Annotated in this window: 16 protein-coding genes, 1 tRNA gene, 1 pseudogene and 1 other annotated feature; of the genes and pseudogenes, 9 read left to right on the top strand and 9 right to left on the bottom strand. The window is 65.0% G+C overall.

Features of this window, described 5'->3' with window-relative positions; genetic code table 11:
• The first annotated feature begins 1 nt into the window (after position 1).
• Positions 2-97: a YXWGXW repeat-containing protein gene (locus X946_RS36865; protein ID WP_081989612.1), complete on the top strand. Its 96-nt coding sequence runs from the start codon at positions 2-4 to the stop codon at positions 95-97.
• 127 nt (positions 98-224) lie between these two features.
• Here X946_RS36865 and recX read toward each other — a convergent pair whose 3' ends face one another.
• The gene (gene recX, locus X946_RS15510) at positions 225-1181 is read right to left on the bottom strand and encodes a recombination regulator RecX (RefSeq protein WP_038748940.1); all 957 of its coding nucleotides are present in this window, start codon (positions 1179-1181) and stop codon (positions 225-227) included.
• The gene (recA, locus tag X946_RS15505) at positions 1181-2251 is read right to left on the bottom strand and encodes a recombinase RecA (protein WP_038748937.1); all 1071 of its coding nucleotides are present in this window, start codon (positions 2249-2251) and stop codon (positions 1181-1183) included. The genes recX and recA overlap by 1 nt, the downstream gene beginning before the upstream one ends.
• A gap of 203 nt (positions 2252-2454) precedes the next feature.
• Here recA and X946_RS15500 point away from each other — a divergent pair, with 203 nt between their 5' ends.
• The 6 genes and pseudogenes from X946_RS15500 (at position 2455) to X946_RS15470 (ending at position 8588) form a co-directional block, all read left to right on the top strand.
• Positions 2455-3195: a response regulator transcription factor gene (locus X946_RS15500; protein ID WP_038748972.1), complete on the top strand. Its 741-nt coding sequence runs from the start codon at positions 2455-2457 to the stop codon at positions 3193-3195.
• A 23-nt stretch (positions 3196-3218) separates the two neighbouring features.
• Complete coding sequence (locus X946_RS15495) at positions 3219-4778, top strand: sensor histidine kinase N-terminal domain-containing protein (RefSeq protein WP_038748934.1); 1560 nt, start codon at positions 3219-3221, stop codon at positions 4776-4778.
• 221 nt (positions 4779-4999) lie between these two features.
• Positions 5000-6658, top strand: a complete 1659-nt coding sequence (locus tag X946_RS15490) for an MFS transporter (RefSeq protein WP_038748933.1) — start codon at positions 5000-5002, stop codon at positions 6656-6658.
• Between the two features lie 204 nt (positions 6659-6862).
• Positions 6863-6939 (top strand) — tRNA-Met (locus X946_RS15485).
• A gap of 373 nt (positions 6940-7312) precedes the next feature.
• Positions 7313-8142, top strand: a pseudogene (locus X946_RS31325) (IS3 family transposase).
• Positions 7594-7703, top strand: a sequence feature (AL1L pseudoknot). Its footprint overlaps the pseudogene before it by 110 nt.
• Before the next feature lie 125 nt (positions 8143-8267).
• Complete coding sequence (locus X946_RS15470; protein ID WP_152611722.1) at positions 8268-8588, top strand: hypothetical protein; 321 nt, start codon at positions 8268-8270, stop codon at positions 8586-8588.
• A gap of 574 nt (positions 8589-9162) precedes the next feature.
• Here the strand turns inward: X946_RS15470 and X946_RS15465 are convergent.
• Together X946_RS15465 and X946_RS15460 are read right to left on the bottom strand one after the other, a co-directional pair.
• Positions 9163-10938, bottom strand: coding sequence for an SWIM zinc finger family protein (locus X946_RS15465; protein WP_038748925.1), 1776 nt, complete (start codon positions 10936-10938; stop codon positions 9163-9165).
• Between the two features lie 80 nt (positions 10939-11018).
• A complete protein-coding gene (locus tag X946_RS15460; protein ID WP_038748966.1) occupies positions 11019-11963 on the bottom strand; it encodes a LysR family transcriptional regulator in 945 nt (314 codons plus the stop codon).
• A 124-nt stretch (positions 11964-12087) separates the two neighbouring features.
• Between X946_RS15460 and X946_RS15455 the strand changes: the two genes are divergently transcribed.
• Complete coding sequence (locus X946_RS15455; protein WP_038748923.1) at positions 12088-13119, top strand: zinc-dependent alcohol dehydrogenase family protein; 1032 nt, start codon at positions 12088-12090, stop codon at positions 13117-13119.
• A gap of 82 nt (positions 13120-13201) precedes the next feature.
• Here X946_RS15455 and X946_RS15450 read toward each other — a convergent pair whose 3' ends face one another.
• The 5 genes from X946_RS15450 to X946_RS15435 form a co-directional block, all read right to left on the bottom strand.
• Positions 13202-14332 (bottom strand): oxidoreductase, encoded by a 1131-nt coding sequence (locus X946_RS15450; protein WP_038748918.1) that lies wholly within the window; start codon positions 14330-14332, stop codon positions 13202-13204.
• Between the two features lie 111 nt (positions 14333-14443).
• A complete protein-coding gene (locus tag X946_RS15445; RefSeq protein WP_038748917.1) occupies positions 14444-15835 on the bottom strand; it encodes a class II 3-deoxy-7-phosphoheptulonate synthase in 1392 nt (463 codons plus the stop codon).
• The gene (locus X946_RS35130) at positions 15822-15980 is read right to left on the bottom strand and encodes a hypothetical protein (protein WP_156432257.1); all 159 of its coding nucleotides are present in this window, start codon (positions 15978-15980) and stop codon (positions 15822-15824) included. Before X946_RS35130 ends, X946_RS15445 begins: the two co-directional genes overlap by 14 nt.
• Before the next feature lie 199 nt (positions 15981-16179).
• Positions 16180-17187 carry an EthD domain-containing protein gene (locus X946_RS15440; protein ID WP_226377155.1) on the bottom strand — a complete coding sequence of 336 codons (1008 nt, stop codon included), beginning with the start codon at positions 17185-17187 and terminating at the stop codon, positions 16180-16182.
• Positions 17188-17623: 436 nt separating this feature from the next.
• Positions 17624-18046 carry a hypothetical protein gene (locus X946_RS15435; protein WP_038748915.1) on the bottom strand — a complete coding sequence of 141 codons (423 nt, stop codon included), beginning with the start codon at positions 18044-18046 and terminating at the stop codon, positions 17624-17626.
• A 154-nt stretch (positions 18047-18200) separates the two neighbouring features.
• Between X946_RS15435 and X946_RS15430 the strand changes: the two genes are divergently transcribed.
• Positions 18201-19103, top strand: a complete 903-nt coding sequence (locus X946_RS15430; RefSeq protein WP_052145101.1) for a prephenate dehydrogenase — start codon at positions 18201-18203, stop codon at positions 19101-19103.
• Positions 19104-19203 lie beyond the last annotated feature (100 nt).

Below are 19203 nucleotides of genomic sequence, written 5' to 3'. Positions count from 1 at the left end.
GATGGTCGATGGTCGATGGTCGATGGTCGATGGTCGATGGTCGATGGTCGATGGTCGATGGTCGATGGTCGATGGTCGATGGTCGATGGTCGATTAGTCAGCGTAGCGGCTCACGGGGCCGTTGCAAGGCATTCGTGCAAATTCTTGCATCGTGCCCTGCCGTCCGACGCAAGCTGGAGAAAGCGAATCAGCGAAAGCGCACCGGCGCAACCGGCTCGTTGCGTTCAATCGCCGCCGAATTCGTCGACGTCGCCTTTCAGTAACTTGGCGATCGTCGCGCTCGAAAAACCGCGCATCGCAAGAAAGCGCGCCTGCTTCGCGCGCTCGGCAGGTGTTTGCGGCACAGTGCCGAACTTCTTGCGCCAAACCGACTGAGCGCGCTCGAATTCACTCTCGCGCAATCGAGTGCCGACGGCCTCGACGAGCGCGTCGCCGACCGCATGACGCTTCAACTCGCCGACGATGCGCGCCGAACCGACGCGCGACGCGCGCCGATGCACGAGGCTTTCGGCGAACCGCGAGTCGGACAGCCAGTTTTCCCGCTCGAGCGCATCGAGCAACGACTCGATATCGTCACTTTCTTCGGCGTGCGGCGCGAGCTTGCGTGCAAGCTCCGCGCGGCTGTATTCGCGACGCGACAAATAGGCAATCGCGCGCCCTTTGAGCGTGCGCGCGGGACGCTGCGATGCCGGCGAGCGCTCGGCGCCCCCGGACGCGGGCGCGGACGAATCGGAATGAAAAGGCGGCGCGCGCCGACGCGACCGGGGCCCGGCCTGACTCGTTCGCGTATAGACGTCGCCCGCCGTCTCCCCCCGCTCCTTCACGGACGAAAACGCTGACGACGCCCGCGAGCGGCCTTCGGTACGCAAGCCGCCTGCCCGACCGCCGCCGGACACATCGTCGTTCGCACCGACGACGCTTGCCGACGAACGCCGCCGCGCAGCGTCGTGAGCATCGAACGATTCGTACGGATCGAAGGAATCGTCCGATTCCAGCGCAACCGTTCGCCCAAACGAAACGAGGGCATCATCGGATGCCCTCGCTGCCGGGCGGCCGACCGGCCGCCCTTCGCTCGAAACCGTCGTGCGCGCTTCGCGTTCGACGCGGGGCTCGTCGGCGGACACCGTCCGCGCACCGTGCCCTGCCTGCCGCGAATCCGCGCCCTCCCGGTTCTTGCGCATTACTCCTCTTCGTCCATGATCTCGGCTTCGGAATTGGCACCCTGCGGCATCGCGGCGACGCCGAGCGATTCGCGAATGCGATTCTCGATCTCACGCGCGATTTCCGGATTCTCGCGCAGGAATTCGCGCGCGTTATCCTTACCCTGGCCGATCTTCTCGCCGTTATAGCTGTACCACGCGCCCGCCTTGTCGACGATCTTCGCCTGCACGCCGAGATCGATGATCTCGCCCTGACGCGAAATGCCTTCGCCGTACAGGATGTCGAAGATCGCTTCGCGGAACGGCGGCGACACCTTGTTCTTGACGACCTTCACGCGCGTTTCGTTGCCGATCACCTCGTCGTTCTTCTTGATCGAGCCGATCCGGCGGATGTCGAGGCGCACCGACGAATAGAACTTCAGCGCGTTGCCGCCCGTCGTGGTTTCCGGGTTGCCGAACATCACGCCGATCTTCATCCGGATCTGGTTGATGAAGATCACGAGGCAGTTCGTCCGCTTGATCGTGCCCGTCAGCTTGCGCAGCGCCTGCGACATCAGGCGAGCCTGCAGGCCCGGCAGCGAATCGCCCATCTCGCCTTCGATTTCGGCCTTCGGCACGAGCGCCGCGACCGAGTCGATGACGATCATGTCGATCGAGCCCGAGCGCACCAGCGCGTCGGTGATTTCCAGCGCCTGCTCGCCGGTGTCCGGCTGCGAGATCAGCAGCTCCGGCACGTTCACGCCGAGCTTCGATGCGTACTGAACGTCGAGCGCGTGTTCCGCATCGATGAACGCCGCGGTGCCGCCCAGCTTCTGCAGCTCGGCGATCACCTGCAGCGTGAGCGTCGTCTTGCCGGACGATTCCGGCCCGTAGATTTCGACCACACGGCCGCGCGGCAGGCCGCCGACGCCGAGCGCGATGTCGAGGCCGAGCGACCCCGTGGACACCACCTGGATATCCTCGACCGCCTCGCCGTCGCCGAGCCGCATGATCGACCCTTTGCCGAACTGCTTCTCGATCTGCGCGAGCGCGGCGGCAAGCGCCTTGCTCTTTTCGGCAGTCAGCCCGGAGCCTTTCTTGCTTTCTTCCATGAATCGTCCTTTGCTATGATGAGCAGCGTCTGATACAAACGCACCGGCTTCGACACGGCCAGCAAGCCGTTAGGTGCGCGATGCAGATACTGTATAAAAAAACAGTGGTTTATGCAAGCCCGCGTTGCGGGCAGGCATCGCCCATATTTCGGAGACAGCCGCGCGCAGCGCCATCGCCGCGGAGCAGCAATCGGTTGCGCATCATGCGAATTCTCATCGCCGAAGACGACAGCATACTCGCGGACGGTCTCACCCGGTCACTCCGCCAATCGGGCTATGCCGTCGATCACGTGAGGAACGGCGTCGAGGCCGACACGGCCCTGTCGATGCAGGCGTTCGACCTGCTGATCCTCGATCTCGGCCTGCCCAAAATGTCCGGCCTCGACGTGCTGCGGCGCCTGCGCGCGCGCAATTCGAACCTTCCCGTGCTGATCCTGACGGCCGCCGACAGCGTCGACGAGCGCGTGAAGGGGCTCGATCTCGGCGCCGACGACTACATGGCGAAACCGTTCGCCCTCAACGAGCTCGAAGCGCGCGTGCGCGCGCTGACGCGGCGCGGCGCGGGCGGCGGGCCGACCGTCGTGCGGCACGGCTCGCTGTCGTTCGACCAGGTCGGCCGGATCGCCTATGCGAACGACCGCGTGCTCGAGCTGTCCGCGCGCGAACTCGGGCTGCTCGAGGTGCTGCTGCAGCGGATCGGCCGGCTCGTGTCGAAAGAGCAGCTCGTCGATCACTTGTGCGAATGGGGCGAGGAAGTCAGCAACAACGCGATCGAAGTCTACGTCCACCGGCTGCGCAAGAAGATCGAGCCGAGCGGCGTGCGCATCACCACCGTGCGCGGCCTCGGCTACTGCCTCGAGAAAGCCGCGCCCGCGGCGAACGACGCGCCGGCCGCAGCCGCGCCGCAGCCGGCCGCCTCCGCCGCGAGCCCGTCGCTGCGCTGAGCCCACCCGCGAGCGAGCGGCCGATGGCCACGCCGGTCCGTTCCCCTCACGCCGCGCGCGGCCCGGCCGATGCGGCATCCGATGCGGACGCCGCGCGCGACGCGCGCTACGAGAACCCGTTCGCGCCGCCAGACGAAACCGATGCCGCCGAAGGCCCCCGCCCGCGCTCGCTGTTCGGCGAGATTCTCGACTGGATGCTCGCGCCGCTCCTCCTGCTCTGGCCGATGAGCATCGCCGTCACTTATCTCGTCGCGAAAACGATCGCGAACGGCCCGTTCGACCGCGCGCTCGAAACCGACGCGTACGTGCTCGCGCGGCAGATCACGCCGGTCAACGGCGTCGCCGAACTGAAACTGCCGCAGGCGACGCTCGACTTCCTGCGCGCCGACAACGTCGACAGCCTGTACTTCCAGGTGCTCGGCACGCGCGGCGAGCTCGTCGCGGGCGAGGCCGACCTGCCGCTGCCGCGCGACGACGACCGGCCGTCGCCCGGCGTCGTCGTGTTCCGCGACGACATGCTGCGCGGCAACGACGTGCGCGTCGCGTACACGACCGTCGCGCTGCCGGGCGCGACGGGCTCGCAGCCCGTGCTCGTGCAGGTCGGCGAGACGCTCGACAAGCGCAACGCGCTCGCGAACGACATCATCAAGGGCGTGATCCTGCCGCAGTTCGTGATCCTGCCGCTCGCGATCCTGCTCGTCTGGTTCGGGCTGTCGCGCGGGCTCGCGCCGCTCACCGCGCTGCAGGCGCACATCCGCAACCGGCGCCCGGACGACCTGTCGCCCGTCGAGGCGAAGCGCGCGCCGCCCGAGATCGAGCCGCTCGTCACGTCGTTCAACGATCTGCTCGCGCGCCTCGAGCAGAACATCACGCTGCAAAAGCGCTTCATCGCCGACGCCGCGCATCAGATGAAAACCCCGCTCGCCGGCTTGCGCACGCAGGCCGAATTCGCGCTGCGCCACGAAGTGCCGGACGACGTCGCGCGCTCGCTCGAGCAGATCGCGACGAGCTCCGAGCAGGCGGCGCGGCTCGTCACCCAGTTGCTCGCGCTCGCGCGCGCGGAAAACCGCGCGACGGGGCTCACGTTCGAGCCCGTCGAAATCGCGACGCTCGCGCGGCAGGCCGTGCGCGACTGGGTGCAGGCCGCGCTCGCGAAGCAAATGGACCTCGGCTACGAAGGCCCGGACGCCGCCGCCGGGCCGCTTCGCATCGACGGCCACCCGGTGATGCTGCGCGAGATGCTCGGCAACCTGATCGACAACGCGATCCGCTACACGCCGGCGGGCGGCCGCATCACCGTGCGCGTGCGGGCCGATCGCGCGGCCCGCGTCGTGCATGTCGAAGTCGAGGACACGGGCCCCGGCATTCCGGCGAACGAGCGCGAGCGCGTCGTCGAGCGCTTCTACCGAATCCTCGGCCGCGAAGGCGACGGCAGCGGGCTCGGCCTCGCGATCGTTCGCGAGATCGTCGCGCAGCACGGCGGCACGCTGACGATCGACGACAACGTGTATCAAACGTCGCCGCGCCTCGCCGGCACGCTCGTGCGCGTGAGCCTCGGCTTACGGCCGGCGGCCCCGGAATAACCCTAAGCGGCCCGGCCGCCCGCACGGCCAAAAAAGCACGTACGCGACTTTTGCGGCAAAAATAAATACACTTAAGCGACGAAGGTCGACATAAACCACAAATCGAAGGTGCGAGATTTTGACGCGCCGAGTCAGTGCGCCGTAAGTTTGCCCTCCAATAATCGACTCGGAGCCGCCCTCTCGCGAGGGCGCGCGCCCCTATATCAAAATTGGAGACATTCATGGCAACGGTTGGCGGACAAATTGCGCACACGCCGATGACGGGCGACGAAAAGCGCGTGATCTTCGCGTCGTCGCTCGGCACCGTGTTCGAGTGGTACGACTTCTATCTGGCCGGCTCGCTCGCCGCCTACATCAGCAAGAGCTTCTTTTCAGGCGTCAATCCGACCGCGGCGTTCATCTTCACGCTGCTCGGCTTCGCGGCGGGCTTCGCCGTCCGGCCGTTCGGCGCGATCGTGTTCGGACGCCTCGGCGACCTCGTCGGCCGCAAGCACACGTTCCTCATCACGATCGTGATCATGGGGATCTCCACGTTCGTCGTCGGCTTCCTGCCGGGCTACGCATCGATCGGCATCGCCGCGCCCGTGATCTTCATCGCGATGCGGCTGATGCAGGGCCTCGCGCTCGGCGGCGAATACGGCGGCGCGGCGACCTACGTCGCCGAGCACGCGCCCTCGCATCGCCGCGGCTTCTACACGTCGTGGATACAGACGACGGCGACGCTCGGCCTGTTCCTGTCGCTTCTCGTGATCCTCGGCGTGCGCACCGCGATCGGCGAGGAAGCGTTCGGCAACTGGGGCTGGCGTGTGCCGTTCGTCGCGTCGATCCTGCTTCTCGCCGTGTCCGTGTGGATTCGGCTGCAACTGAACGAATCGCCCGTGTTCCTGCGGATCAAGGCCGAGGGCAAGACGTCGAAGGCGCCGCTGACCGAAGCGTTCGGCCAATGGAACAACCTGAAGATCGTGATCCTCGCGCTCGTCGGGCTGACGGCCGGCCAGGCGGTCGTCTGGTACACGGGCCAGTTCTACGCGCTCTTCTTCCTCACGCAGACGCTGAAGGTCGACGGCGCGAGCGCGAACATCCTGATCGCGCTCGCCCTCCTGATCGGCACGCCGTTCTTCGTGTTCTTCGGCTCGCTGTCGGACAGGATCGGCCGCAAGCCGATCATCCTCGCCGGCTGCCTGATCGCGGCGCTCACCTACTTCCCGCTCTTCAAGGCGCTCACGCACTTCGCGAATCCGGCGCTCGAGGCGGCCACGCAGAAAGCGCCGATCACGGTGATCGCGAACCCCGGCGAGTGCTCGTTCCAGTTCAACCCGGTGGGCACCGCGAAGTTCACGACGTCGTGCGACATCGCGAAAAGCGCGCTCGCGAAGGCGGGCCTCAACTACGAGAACGTCGCCGCGCCGGCGGGCACGCTCGCGCAGGTACGGATCGGCGACACGGCGATCGACACGTACGACGGCAAGGTCGCCGACGCGAAGGACAAGGCGAAGACCTTCGACAAGACGCTCGCGTCGACGCTGAAGGCAGCCGGCTACCCGGCGAAGGCCGATCCGGCGCAGCTCAACTGGCCGATGACGACGGTGATTCTCGCGATTCTCGTGATCTACGTGACGATGGTGTACGGTCCGATCGCGGCGATGCTGGTCGAGATGTTCCCGACGCGCATCCGCTATACGTCGATGTCGCTGCCGTATCACATCGGCAACGGCTGGTTCGGCGGCTTCCTGCCCGCGACCGCGTTCGCGATCGTCGCGGCGAAGGGCGACATCTATTCCGGGCTCTGGTATCCGATCGGCGTCGCGCTCGTCACGTTCGTGATCGGGCTGCTGTTCGTGAAGGAAACCAAGGATTCGAATATTTACGCGCGGGATTGATGGGGGCGCGCCGCGGGAGGTGCGGGAAGCGGGGCGTCCGGCAGACGGCGAATGGCGATCGACAGTTGGGCAACCAGCCGATCGCCTCGTCGACGGATCGGGCTGGGCGGGAGCCCCTGCATCGATGCCTTCGGCCTTTTTTAAGGGAATCGACAAAAAGGGCTTGACACTCCCCAACTCGCCCTCCATAATTCGCCTCCTGTTGGCGAATTAGCTCAGTCGGTTAGAGCGACGGAATCATAATCCGCAGGTCCGGGGTTCGAGTCCCTGATTCGCCACCAAACAAATCAAAGGGTTAGCTTAGGCTAACCCTTTGTCGTTTCTGGCCTCTGTCAACGAAGTGTCAACGGCGGGCACGCCTGCACAAAGCGTCAGCCGACAGATAGACCGTATTCCCACAGCACTACCCGGCACCAAAGACCAGAATGAGGGCTCCGCCCTTTGGGCGCTCGCCGCGCGGCGTCCCCGGCCGCGACCTCGAAACGGCATCAGTCCGCTGAGTTCGCCGCCCCTTACCCGACCGTAGGTGATTGGCTGCGAACTTTCGCGGCATATCCTCCCTACGCCTTGCTTCGGTCCGGTATTCCACGTTTCGCAGCCAATCTGAACCGCCCCGAGTTTTGTGGAGGCTCCAACTCTTGAGAGAATAGAGCCATGAACAAGAAGCCAAGCAAGTTTTCCCCGGAAGTCCGAGAGCGCGCAGTGCGCCTGGTATGCGAGCAGCGTAGCGAGCACCCATCGATGTGGGCGGCAGTCGAATCGATTGCGCCGATGATCGGCTGCACGCCGCAGACGCTGTTGGATTGGGTTAAGCGCAACGAGGTCGACCGTGGAGAGCGCGATGGCGTGAGTACGGCCGAGCGTGAACGCATCAAAGCCTTGGAGCGCGAGGTCAAGGAACTGCGCCGGACCAACGAGATTCTCAAACTGGCGAGCGCGTTTTTCGCTCAGGCGGAGCTCGACCGCCGTTTCAAGTCCTGAAGGCCTTCATTGATCAGCATCGCGACACCTTCGGGGTCGAGCCGATCTGCAAGGTCTTCGCCCGCCGTATTGTTGGCTGGCGGGTCAGCTCGTCGATGACCACGGACTTTGTTCTGGATGCACTTGAACAAGCGCTGTACGCCCGCCAACCGGGCGAGGACGGGACTTTGATTCATCATTCCGACAGGGGGGCTCAATACGTCAGCATTCGCTACAGCGAACGGCTGGCTGAGGCCGGCATCGAGCCCTCAGTCGGCAGCCGGGGCGACAGCTACGACAATGCGCTGGCCGAAACGATCAACGGCCTGTACAAGACGGAACTGATTCATCGGCGCGCCCCTTGGAAAACGAGGGAATCCGTCGAACTGGCAACGCTGGAATGGGTCGCCTGGTACAACCATCATCGGCTGATGGAACCGCTCGGCTATATCCCGCCCGCTGAAGCTGAGGCAAACTACTACAGACAACTCAGAAATGCCGCTGACGTGTCCGCATTAACTTAAACCAACCAGCCTCCACGATTCCCGGTGCGGTTCAGTCGAAGGAAACCGGTGCTGCCGAGTTCAAAATTGGCATAGACCTCGGAAGGTGTGCAGATGTCAAAGCCTTGCGACAGGAGATTGCCCCGTTGTGCTCGACCTTGGGCATCGGCTGGGGACAGACGACGGTGTTTCACGGCCTGGTCGACGCGGGCTTCGAGGTCATTAAGCCCGATATCCACACGACGCGCACTCTTGCCTATTTCAACGCGCTTACAAAGAGCGAGGCCGCATGCCGCAAAACACGCAACTACCTTGCTTCGCCGAACGGTCCCGCGAATGTCGTCCATGCAGCGCGCGAGCTGGCAGCCAAGGTCACCTCACTTCCTAGCAGTAACGGCAAAATCCATCGAGAGGTCGATATCGTCCTCCTCTATGCGAGCGCGCACAACGTCATGCTTTCGTTCTAACTGCTAAGTGGCGAGGGCGCCCCCGCCGCCCGAAATACCGCGAGACCTCGCCGGCCCAATGCCCCCGTGCGCTCACGTGCGCCGCCGCCACAACGCAGTACGTCGTGAAGAAGATAGACCTCGACTACTTTGGCGAGGAGTGACGGACCGTAACAGCGATTGAAAGAGAGAGCCCGCCATCAGGCGGGCTCTCTCTTCGTTACTACGTTCAACCCGCCTGCACGGCGGCTAACGGAACGCAGCGACTTCACGGAGACGTCCGGCTGTCCGATGAGCGGGACAAGGGTCAAGACGAGACTGCGTATTTTCTAAGCCGCCTATCCGGCGGTTACCACCCGTGCGCTGCGTTCACAAGAGAATAGAGAGGCGATTTATATCCGCGCCGATACCTTCTTAGCTTACCCTCGCACCTTCGCCCGGCCGCACCTGTTAAACGCCAAAAGTCTCACCTGATGCAGCGCGATATCTCCTGCGATGCGTCCCTTCTCAGGAGGACCTTGCAATGCGTGGCGAGGGGTCTCGCCTTATGGGTTCGTTACGGTCGACTTCGGCCCGAAACGACCTGCGAGCGACTTCAGGACAGTTTGGCCAGCAGCTTCATGAAGTTGCGCTTTGCGCGATATGCTGCCCGAATCTCTTCCAGTTCACGGGTGAATTCCGCACGTTCATCCAACTTCGCCCGCAACATGCCGATGGCCCGCACGATTTCAAACGCCTCGTCATATCGGGCGTTGCGCGTACCGCTTTCGGCAGCAACCGGCAGCAGCCTGTGATAGAGGGCAATGGCGTCGTGCGGGTGTGTCTTGCCACGGACAGCGGCCATTTCCGGCCATAGCTGCATTACGACCGGTCCGCCGGTAAACGTTTCCCATGCGGCGTCGTTCTCTTTTCCAGCAAGAAAAATCCTGACCAGTTCGGTCCGCGTCGACCGCTGCCAGACATTGCGCTTCGATTTTGCAGCGGCCTCCTCTTCCCTGACCAGCGCCCAAAGGTGCGTAAGAGTGCGCTCCCGCGTCTCATCATGCCTGCCAGTAGCCGTGGCAACCTTCATCAAGGCGGGAAACGCCTCGGCTGTCGGGCGCATTTCGAAGCGGCGCCACGCGAACGCATCGGCCTTGTCGAATTCGCTGCGACGCAGATACGCGTCGATACAGAAGTCGAGCAGGCGCTGGTCATGGCTCTTGCCGGACTCCTTGATGCCGCGCTCGGCCCAGGCGAGCCCTTCATCCGGGCGACCGTGCTTGACACAAAGCTCCGCCACCAGCAGAAAGCGGTACGGACTCGACAGGTCCTTCGAGTAAATGCGTATCAACGCATCAACGTCTCCATCGAGTTCGGCCAGCGCCCCCATCGCGCGTTCGAGCTGCATGCGCGGCGAGTCGTGTGACCGTCGATATTCCTTGTCCGGCGCGAGCGCGGGCAGCGCTTCCCAAGCCTCGTTGACGAGCTCGCGGTAGCGGCTCAAACCGTTCTTGCCCAGTGGCTCCGCATACGCCGGCAAAACGTTGTAAAAGGTGTCCCACTTGCCTTCTGTCTGAAATCGGAATAGCCGCTCCGCGAGCTTCACTGGGTCGGGGACAGTCAACTTGCAGGCATCGAGGTGCACAGACGCCAGTTCGAGAATCGCCGGCATCACGTCGCCACCGGAGTCGTCAATCTGTTCGAGGCTTGTTTCGGCGCCCGCAATCGCCAGTTCGGATAGCTCGACTACCTGTGCCGCGTGAGGTCCGTGAAGCCTCCGGCGCAGCATGTCGGCCAGCGACATCAGGCCATCGCCGTATGCGCTAGCCTCCCGCCAGTCCAGTGGCCGGGAAAGGCGTGTCGCCTGCCTGACGGCGGCCTTCATGCCGGGCAAGTCGGAGGCCCCCGTCGCACGCGCGGCAAACAGCAGCTTGTCACGAAACGACAGGTCGCGTTCGATGGCTTCGAGCAACAATTCCTGAAGCTCATTTTTGTCGAGCGTCGCGACGTATTCGCGAATCACTTCCTCGTAGGTCTTCCGCTTCTTGCGTGGCTTGCCGGGAGCCGCCTCTTCGGCATGAAACACCTCTCCACCGGAATTCTCGAGCCAGGCGAGCGCAACAGCGACAGCGTGCTTGCAGAAAACGCCATCGTCTCCCACCGGACAGGTACAGTCATAAGCGAGTTCGCCATCGTCATCGACGCCGAGTTCAACCCGGTAACGATGCGTGCCACGTACAGTGGCGTGAACGGCGCCGCCACGCTCCTCGAGACGGGAAACCACGCCCTCGTGGAAATAGGCTTTGCCGCGCGCAAAGGTCTTCGTGTCGGCAAGCGACTGTACTTCGGCAAGAGTAAGAACCTCGGAGAGCGTTGCAGACTGGGACATCGATTGACCGGGGAAAAACGGAAGAATGCCGCGACGGGCGACGCACAGGCACGATGATACCCGTGACGCATGCAGTCGACTCACGGCAGAGTAATGCGTGGACGATTGTCCCAAGGCGGAACCGGCGTGAAATACTCGATCAACTCGTCGATCACCGCCCGCACCTTCGGCGACAGTTTGCGCGCCGCGAGCCAAAGCGCATGAATCGGCATCTCGCCCCCGGTGAATTCCGACAGCACGATTTCGAGCTTGCCCGCATGCACATCGTCGGCGACGAGCCACGTCGGCAAATACGCGAGCCCCGCGCCCGCCAGCGTCGCATCGCGCAATGCGTCGCCCTGCCCGATCGTATGCTTCGCACGCACTCGCGCCGTTACAGCCCCGTTGCACGCATCGGAAAACACCCATGGAATCGTCGCCCCGTCGCGGGCGAACACAATGCAATCGTGCGCTTCGAGCTCGTCGATCGTCCTCGGCCGCCCTCGCGTGGCGACATATGCCGGCGACGCGCACAGCACGGATCGCTGAACGCCGAGCCGCCGACAAACCAGATTCGCGCTGTCGCGCAGCTCGCCGAGACGCACGACGACGTCGATTCCCTCATCGACCAGATCGACGAATCGATCGGTCAACGATACGTCGAGCTGTAGCAGCGGATGTCTACGGGCCAGCCCGAACAGAACGGGCAGCACCCAGCGCCGTCCGAACGACGTCGGCAGACTGATGCGCAGCGGCCCCGCGACCTCATGACGCCGCTGCGCGAGCACCGATTCGACATGCCCGAGTTCGTCGAGAATCCGCAAGCAACTTTCGTAGTACAGGCGTCCCTCAGTCGTCGGCGTCAGTGCGCGCGTCGTACGCTCGAGCAGCCGCACGCCGAGACGCGCCTCGAGCCGCGCCACGTTCTTGCCGACGGCCGACTTGGACAGCCCCATGCGCGCCGCGGCGGCCGTGAAGCTGCCCGCGCCGACTGCATGCACGAATGCAACCATTCCTTGAAGATGAGTCAGTCTGATTCGATTCATGAAATTGGCGACGAAATGGCGCAGGTGTTCGGAACAGATATCGCCACCGGCACGCATGCCCCACCCCTAGAATGAATCAAGGGAATTCGCGGCGGCGCGAATCCGTTTTCGGGTGGGACACCAGATGGCGCAAACGATGAAGGTGTGGGAACTCGACGCATTCGGCATCGATCGACTCGCACTCGCGCAGCGGCCCGTGCCGAAGCCCGGCGACGGCGAGTTGCTGGTACGGGTAGCGGCGGCGTCATTGAATTATCGAGACAAGCTCGTGATCGAAGGGCAGTTGATGTCGACCAAACCCGCGATGCCGTTTACGCCCGTCTCGGACATGTGCGGCGAAGTGGTCGAAACCGGCCCGAATACCGAACGATTCAAGCGCGGCGATCGCGTGATGGGCAACTTCTGGACGCCCTGGATCAGCGGCGCGCTGCCTCCCGAAATGCGCCGATGCGAGCGCTCGCTCGGCGGGCCGCTGCCCGGCGTGCTCGCCGAATACGTCGTGCTGCCGGAATCGGCGGCCGTCTGCGCACCGGCGTCGCTGTCCGACGTCGAGGCATCGACGCTGCCCGTGGCCGGCGTGACCGCCTGGGTCGCCCTCGTCGAGCGCGGGCAGCTCGCAGCAGGTCAAACCGTCGTCGTTCAGGGCACGGGCGGCGTCGCACTGTTCGGACTGCAAATCGCCCGCGCGCTCGGCGCGAAGACGATCGTGCTGTCCCGTCACGACGACAAGCTCGTGCGCGCGAAATCGCTCGGCGCATGGGCCGGCATCAACACGACGCGCGCGCCCGAATGGGAACATGCGGTTCTCGAGCTCACCGGCGGACGCGGCGCGAACGTGATCGTCGAACTCATCGGCGGCGAGAACGTCGCACATTCCGTCGCCGCCGTCGCGGATCATGGCCATATCGTGCAGGTCGGTTTTCTTGGCAGTCCGAAGATGCTCATCGACGCGATTCCGCTGATGCTGACGCGCGCGTCGATCCACGGCGTATCGGTCGGCAGCCGGCAGGCGTTCGAAGCGTTCGTTCGCGCAGCCGACCGGCATGCGATCAAGCCGACGATCGACTTCGTCTATCCGTTCTCCGATGTGCGCGCTGCGTTCGCCCATCTCGACCGCGGACCGTTCGGCAAGATCGTCGTCGCCGTGCGCGGCTGACGTGCGTCGCGCACGGCGACGCGTCGCCGGCAAACCGCCCGCCGCGCGCGACGCTCGCTCGCGGGCCGTCTCATCGGCGCCGTCACGTCAACGTCGAGAACATGTCCTTGCGATACGGCACGATACGATCGAATTCGCCCGTCCGCACTTTGGCCGGCCATTCCGGATCCGCGAGCAGCGCGCGTCCGAGCGCGATGCAGTCCGCATGCCCCGCCTCGACGCGCGCGACCGCGCGATCGAGATTCTCGATGCCGACCACCAAACCCTCCGCGCCGCGTACTTGCGCAGCCGAGAACGCGCTGTCGATGCCGACGCTGCCGACCATGATGACCGGCTTGCCGGACAGCTCGCGCACGAGCGATGCCAAATCGGCGTCGCCTTCCGACGCGAACGCCGGCTCCCAGAAGCGTCGCGTGCTGACGTCGAAAATATCGACGCCCGCGGTGACGAGCACGTCGAGCATCGTCTTCAGTTCCGCAGACGATTCGACGATGAAGCCCGTATAGTCCTGCACCTTCCATTGCGAGAACCGGAAGATCAGCGGTATGTTCGGGCCGACGGCCGCGCGCACCGCTTCGGCGACTTCCACCGACAGGCGCAGCCGGTTCTCGAGCGAGCCGCCGTACGCGTCGGTGCGCGCGTTCATCTTGGCCCACAGGAATTGGTCGAGCAGATAGCCATGCGCGCCGTGCAGTTCGACCGCGTCGAATCCGGCCTCGACCGCGTCGTACGCCGCGCGTGCGAACGACGCCGCGATATCCCGCGCATCGGCATCCGTCAACGCCTCGACCGCGACGACGCCGTCCTTGACGACCCGCTCGGGCCCGATGCCCGGCAGCTCCGCATGGGGCGGCGTGCCGCGCTGCCTGACGTTGCCGAGATGCCAGAGCTGCGCGGCGATCACGCTGCCCGCCGCGTGCACGCCGTCGACGACGCGCCGCCAGCCTTCGAGCGCCTCCCGGCCGAAGAAGTGCGGAACGTCGGCGAACCCGCCCGCCACCGGATGGTCGACGTACGTCCCCTCGGTGATGATGAATCCGGCGCCGCCCTCGGCGCGCTTCGCGTAGTAGCGCGCGACGTCGCGGTCCGGCACGCCGCCCGGCGACTGCCGCCGGGTCATCGGCGCCATGACGATGCGGTTCGGCACGCGTAAGCCGCCGAGTGAAACCGGATCAAAAACGATATCGAAATTGGAGACGCTGGTCGTCGACATGAAGTCCTCGTCGGCTGGCTGAATGGGGCGCACACAGCGCGCGGCATATGGGCGCGCGCGCCATGCACGACGGATGAAACGACAGACACTCGTACAGTCGGCCGGGCCGGCTCACGCCGCTTGCTCGTCGCGCTGCAGGCTCTCGCGCGGATCGCGCCGCGCCGACAGCTTTTCCGAGACCAGAAACGCAAGCTCCAGCGCCTGCGAACCATTCAGCCGCGGATCGCAATGCGTGTGATAGCGTTCGCACAACTGATCGTCGCGAATCTGCTGTCCGCCGCCCGTGCACTCCGTCACGTCGGTGCCCGTCATTTCGAGATGCAGACCGCCCGCATGCGTGCGCTCGGCTTCGTGAACGTCGAAGAAGCGTTCGACCTCGAGCAGGATGCTTTCGAAGCGGCGCGTCTTGTAGCCGGACGCCGACTTGACCGTGTTGCCGTGCATCGGATCGATCGACCAGATCACCTCCCGCCCTTCGCTCTTCGTCATTCGCACGAGGCGCGGCAATAGCTCCGGCAACTTTTCCGCGCCCATTCTCGCGATCAGCGTGAGACGCCCCGGCTCGTTGTCGGGATTCAGCGCGTCGATCAGGCGCAGCAGATCGTCCGGCTTGATCGCGGGACCACATTTGAGGCCGATCGGATTCGCGACGCCTCGCAGGAATTCGATGTGCGCGTCGTCGATGCCGCGCGTGCGCTCGCCGATCCACAGCATGTGGGCCGAGCAGTCGTACCAATCCTCGGTCAGCGCATCCGGCCGCGTCAGGGCCTCTTCGTAATGCAGGAGCAATGCGTCGTGGCTCGTGTAGAGATCGGTCTCGCGCAGCGAACGCACCGAATCCGGCGACACGCGGCACGCGTTCATGAACACGAGCGCCTGCTCGATCCGGCACGCGATCTGCCGATAGCGCTGCCCTTGCGGCGCGGACGCGACGAAGCCGGCATTCCATTGCTGCACGTGGCGCATGTCGGCGAAGCCGCCGTGGCTCAACGCGCGCAGCAGATTGAGCGTCGCTGCCGCTTGCGAGTATGCCTTCAGCACGCGCTCGGGATCGGGCCGCCTCGCCGCTTCCGTGAATTCGATGCCGTTGATGATGTCGCCACGATAACTCGGCAGCGTGACACCACCGATGGTCTCGTCGGGCGAACTGCGAGGCTTCGCGAATTGCCCGGCGATTCTGCCCACCTTGACGACGGGCAGCCCGGTGCTGAACGCAAGCACGGTCGACATCTGCAGAAACACGCGCAGCAGATCACGCACCGCATTCGGATGAAATTCGGCGAACGATTCGGCGCAATCGCCGCCTTGCAGCAGAAACGCGTTGCCGCGCGCGACGTCCGCGAGTTGCGCCTTCAGATCGCGAATCTCCGCAGCCAGCACGAGCGGCGGCAATCGCCGCAACTGCTCCTCCGACTCCGCGAGTTTCGCGGCGTCGGGATAAGTCGGCACCTGATGAATCGGCCGCCCGCGCCACGACGAAGGCGACCAATCAGCGTGCGTCATGATGGCCCTCTCGCGTACCATCCGGATCGACACGCGATCCGCAGTCGCCGATCGGCGCGACGGCGGCATGCAACGCAGGCTCGGGTTGCGCCTGGCCCACGGGAAGCGTGGCGCCGATCAACACATCGTAATCGTAGTGATCCACAGTCAGGCTCCGACAAAGCAGATAACCGCCCGCGGCTCGCGCCAGCGGGGACTTGCCTCACTCCAGCCACACTCGTCGCGGCATACGTCATGCATCGAGCACGTCAGCGTTGCTCCGTCGCGCAGGCGCGATCACGCGTGCCGGCGCATCGCTCGAGCGGCCCACGCGGCGCACGCGATGCGCGGGCCCGCCGCCGTCGTCATCGCGTCGACGTTTCCGGGAAGATCTGATTGACCACTTGATATGCAAGTGCGGTCCAATATTCGCTCGTGTCCGCGGCGACGAGCTTCGCCTCTTCGTCGGCGAGCCCCACCACACCGGGGTCCAGCAGAAAGTCCTCGAGATCGTTGATCGACGTGAACGCGAGAATCGACACGCCGTCGATCGTGTGCCCGACCGAGTGGAAGAACGGCTCGCCTTCCCGAATCGGACCGACGTTGTGCAATTGCACGTAGCGCTTGACGTAGCGGCTCGTCGCGGCCTGCTCGAGCACGCGCGGCGCGTACCGGTTCAACCAGGCGTCGTGAAAATCCGCGCGGGACAGCGACGCATTGCGCCGAGCGACCTTCACGAGCAGGAACGATTCGCGCTGCGTCTCGCTCGGCACGATGATGTGCTGGCGCGCGAGCACCGGGCACAGCTCGCGAAAGATCGCCTGGTCTTCCGGCAAGACCTTCGCGGCGATCTCCGGTTGGCTGAAGACGGCCTGCAGGCCGGCGACGTTCTCGAAGCCGAGATACGCGATGCCGTCCCACTGCGGACGGCGATATTCGGGAATGTGGCCGATCACGGTGTCGAACAGTTTGCCGTTCGCGTCGACGGGCGGCTCGTACGGCAGCGGCGCGCCGCTCGACGGGCCGGCCGGCAGCCGATGAATCTGGTCGTAGCGAAGCAGATGCTGAATGCCGTTTGCCACGGGCGGCTGCGCGTAGATGAAGCGCGGGCCATGTACTTTTCGCCAGTACTCTGTCCACTTCTCGAACGCGACGTTCGGGTTGGACTCGAACGCGCTCGTCTCGGCCGCAGGGTCCTTGATCAGTTCGCCGCGGGCGTCGAGCAGCAGGTTCGGGTCCCTGCGGCGTTCGCCGAGCGGCGAGTTGTCCGCACGGGACAACAGCGAACAGATGACCGTCAGCGGCTCCGCATACGAACGGTAGCTCTTCAGATAAGGCGGACGAAACAGGCTTTCGGCGGAAGCATTGGACACGACTGACTCCTGCTCTTCGGAATGGTTGATCGCATTGCCGAGACACATCGTTTGGCCGCTCGCCGCGCAACCGGCGCAACGAGCGACGCACGCTCGCCCGGCATCGATGAGATCCCGCAACAATTCAGCACCGCTTATCATTGGATCGGCGGGCCGAGCAGTTCGACTCGGCCGCCGTCACGACGCACGTCCGGACATCGCTCGCGGCCGCGCATCACGGCCGCTCGACGCACCGGATGCGCCGCACTCTCAGGTCCCGCGAGCGACGAGCGGACCGGCTGGCGCGCGCATCGCCGCTCCGTCGGAACGATAGGCTCGCTGGCCCGCATCGCTCGGACGGTCGACACTTGCGACCAATAATCGCACGAGATTAGATCGCATGCAATCTAATTTAAACCCCGTTCGGGCCGCACGATTTCCGTTTGCCGCGCGACGTTCACGCGAACGGCGCGGGATGCGGCGGAAACGGCTTCTCGTCGGCCCCACCATCGGTCGAATCGACGCGAGTCGACGGAAAGACGACCGCGCGCGCCGTCCCTGACAACACCGTCGCGCCATCCGGCAGCCACGCGCGGCCGTTGAAGCGCACGACGTCGCCGTTGAGGCCCGAATGCGGCTCGACGGCCTCGACGCTCCATGCGATCAGGCACTTGCTGCCGGGCTCGGGCGTGCTCCTGCAGTCGACGGCGAACGACAGCAGCGCACTTGCGCCATGCTCGGCCGCGAACGCGAGAAACAACGCGGAGAACGCGGACGCCAACTTCGCCTGCGCCGCGAAGCGGTGCTCGGGCGTGTGCGACGCGGCCAGCGACACCCAGTCGCTGCGCGTCTCGCCGATCGAATATCTGGACCGACCCATTGCTTCTCCTGAAAACGACGGAGTCATCCGCCAGCGCAGCCGGATACGGCGACGTCGGGCGCTCTTTTTTATCGCAACAATATTAGTCGCTTGAGATGTAAAGTGTGAATATACTGAGATCGACGAGCGATTTCTCGCTCGAGGAGAAAGCCGAATGGAACGCTTTTCGGTCCAGCGCGTGGGCATCGTCGGGCTGGGGCTGCTCGGCGGCTCGATTGCGCGCGCGGCGAGGCAACGCCTTCCCGGCGTCGAGCTGATCGGGTTCGACGCGAACGAGGACGTTCGGCGCCGCGCCGTCGCCGGCTCGGTGATCGACGACGCGCCGGATTCGCTCGACGGCCTGTCGCGCGCCGAATTCGTCGTCGTCTGCGTGCCCGTGAGCGCGGTGGCCGCCATCGTCGAACGGCTCGCGCGCGGCAATCCGCGAGCGACCGTCACCGATGTCGCGTCGTCGAAGCAGTCGGTGATTCGCATGCTCGCGGGACGGCTGCCGCCCGGCTTCGCGTTCGTGCCCGCGCATCCGATGGCGGGCGGCGAAAAAGGCGGCCTCGACGCCGGCCGCGCCGATCTGTTCGAGGGCAAGAGCTGCCTGATCACGCCGACGAACGCGACGCCCGCGGACGCGACGGCGCGCGTCGAAACATTCTGGCGATCGCTTGGCGCGACTCCGCAGCGCTCGGACCCGGCGACGCACGACCGCATGGTCGCGCTGACTTCGCACCTACCGCATCTGCTCGCGTTCGCGCTCGTCGAGAATCTCGCCTTCGACCGTCCGGAGAGCCGCGACGTCGCGCCGTTCATCGGCCGCAGTCTCGACGAGCAGATTCGGCTTGCGTCGTCCGAACCCGCCGTGTGGGCGAGCATCTTCGAGACCAACGCGTCCGAGCTTCTCGCGCAGCTCGAACGTTTCCAGCGCAGGCTCGCCGACTGGCGCGACCTGATCGCGCACGCGCCCGCGGGCCTGTCCGAGCGGCTCGCGCAAACGACCCGGACGGCGCGCGCATTCGCCTTTGCGAAGCATCGCTCCGAGGAAGTCGAATGCGCGTCAACCCGGTAGTTTCAGGTCTCGGGCCCACACGAGCGGCGGCGAAACATATGCTATATTGGATCGATTACTCTAGACGCAGCATGCGCGCCGCAAAACCAGGAGACGGCAT

It is taken from the genome of Burkholderia sp. ABCPW 111, assembly GCF_000773065.1.
Lineage (GTDB): Bacteria > Pseudomonadota > Gammaproteobacteria > Burkholderiales > Burkholderiaceae > Burkholderia > Burkholderia savannae.
The sequence above is the reverse complement of the archived record's forward strand: the minus strand, read 5'-3'. Positions and strand labels throughout refer to the sequence as shown.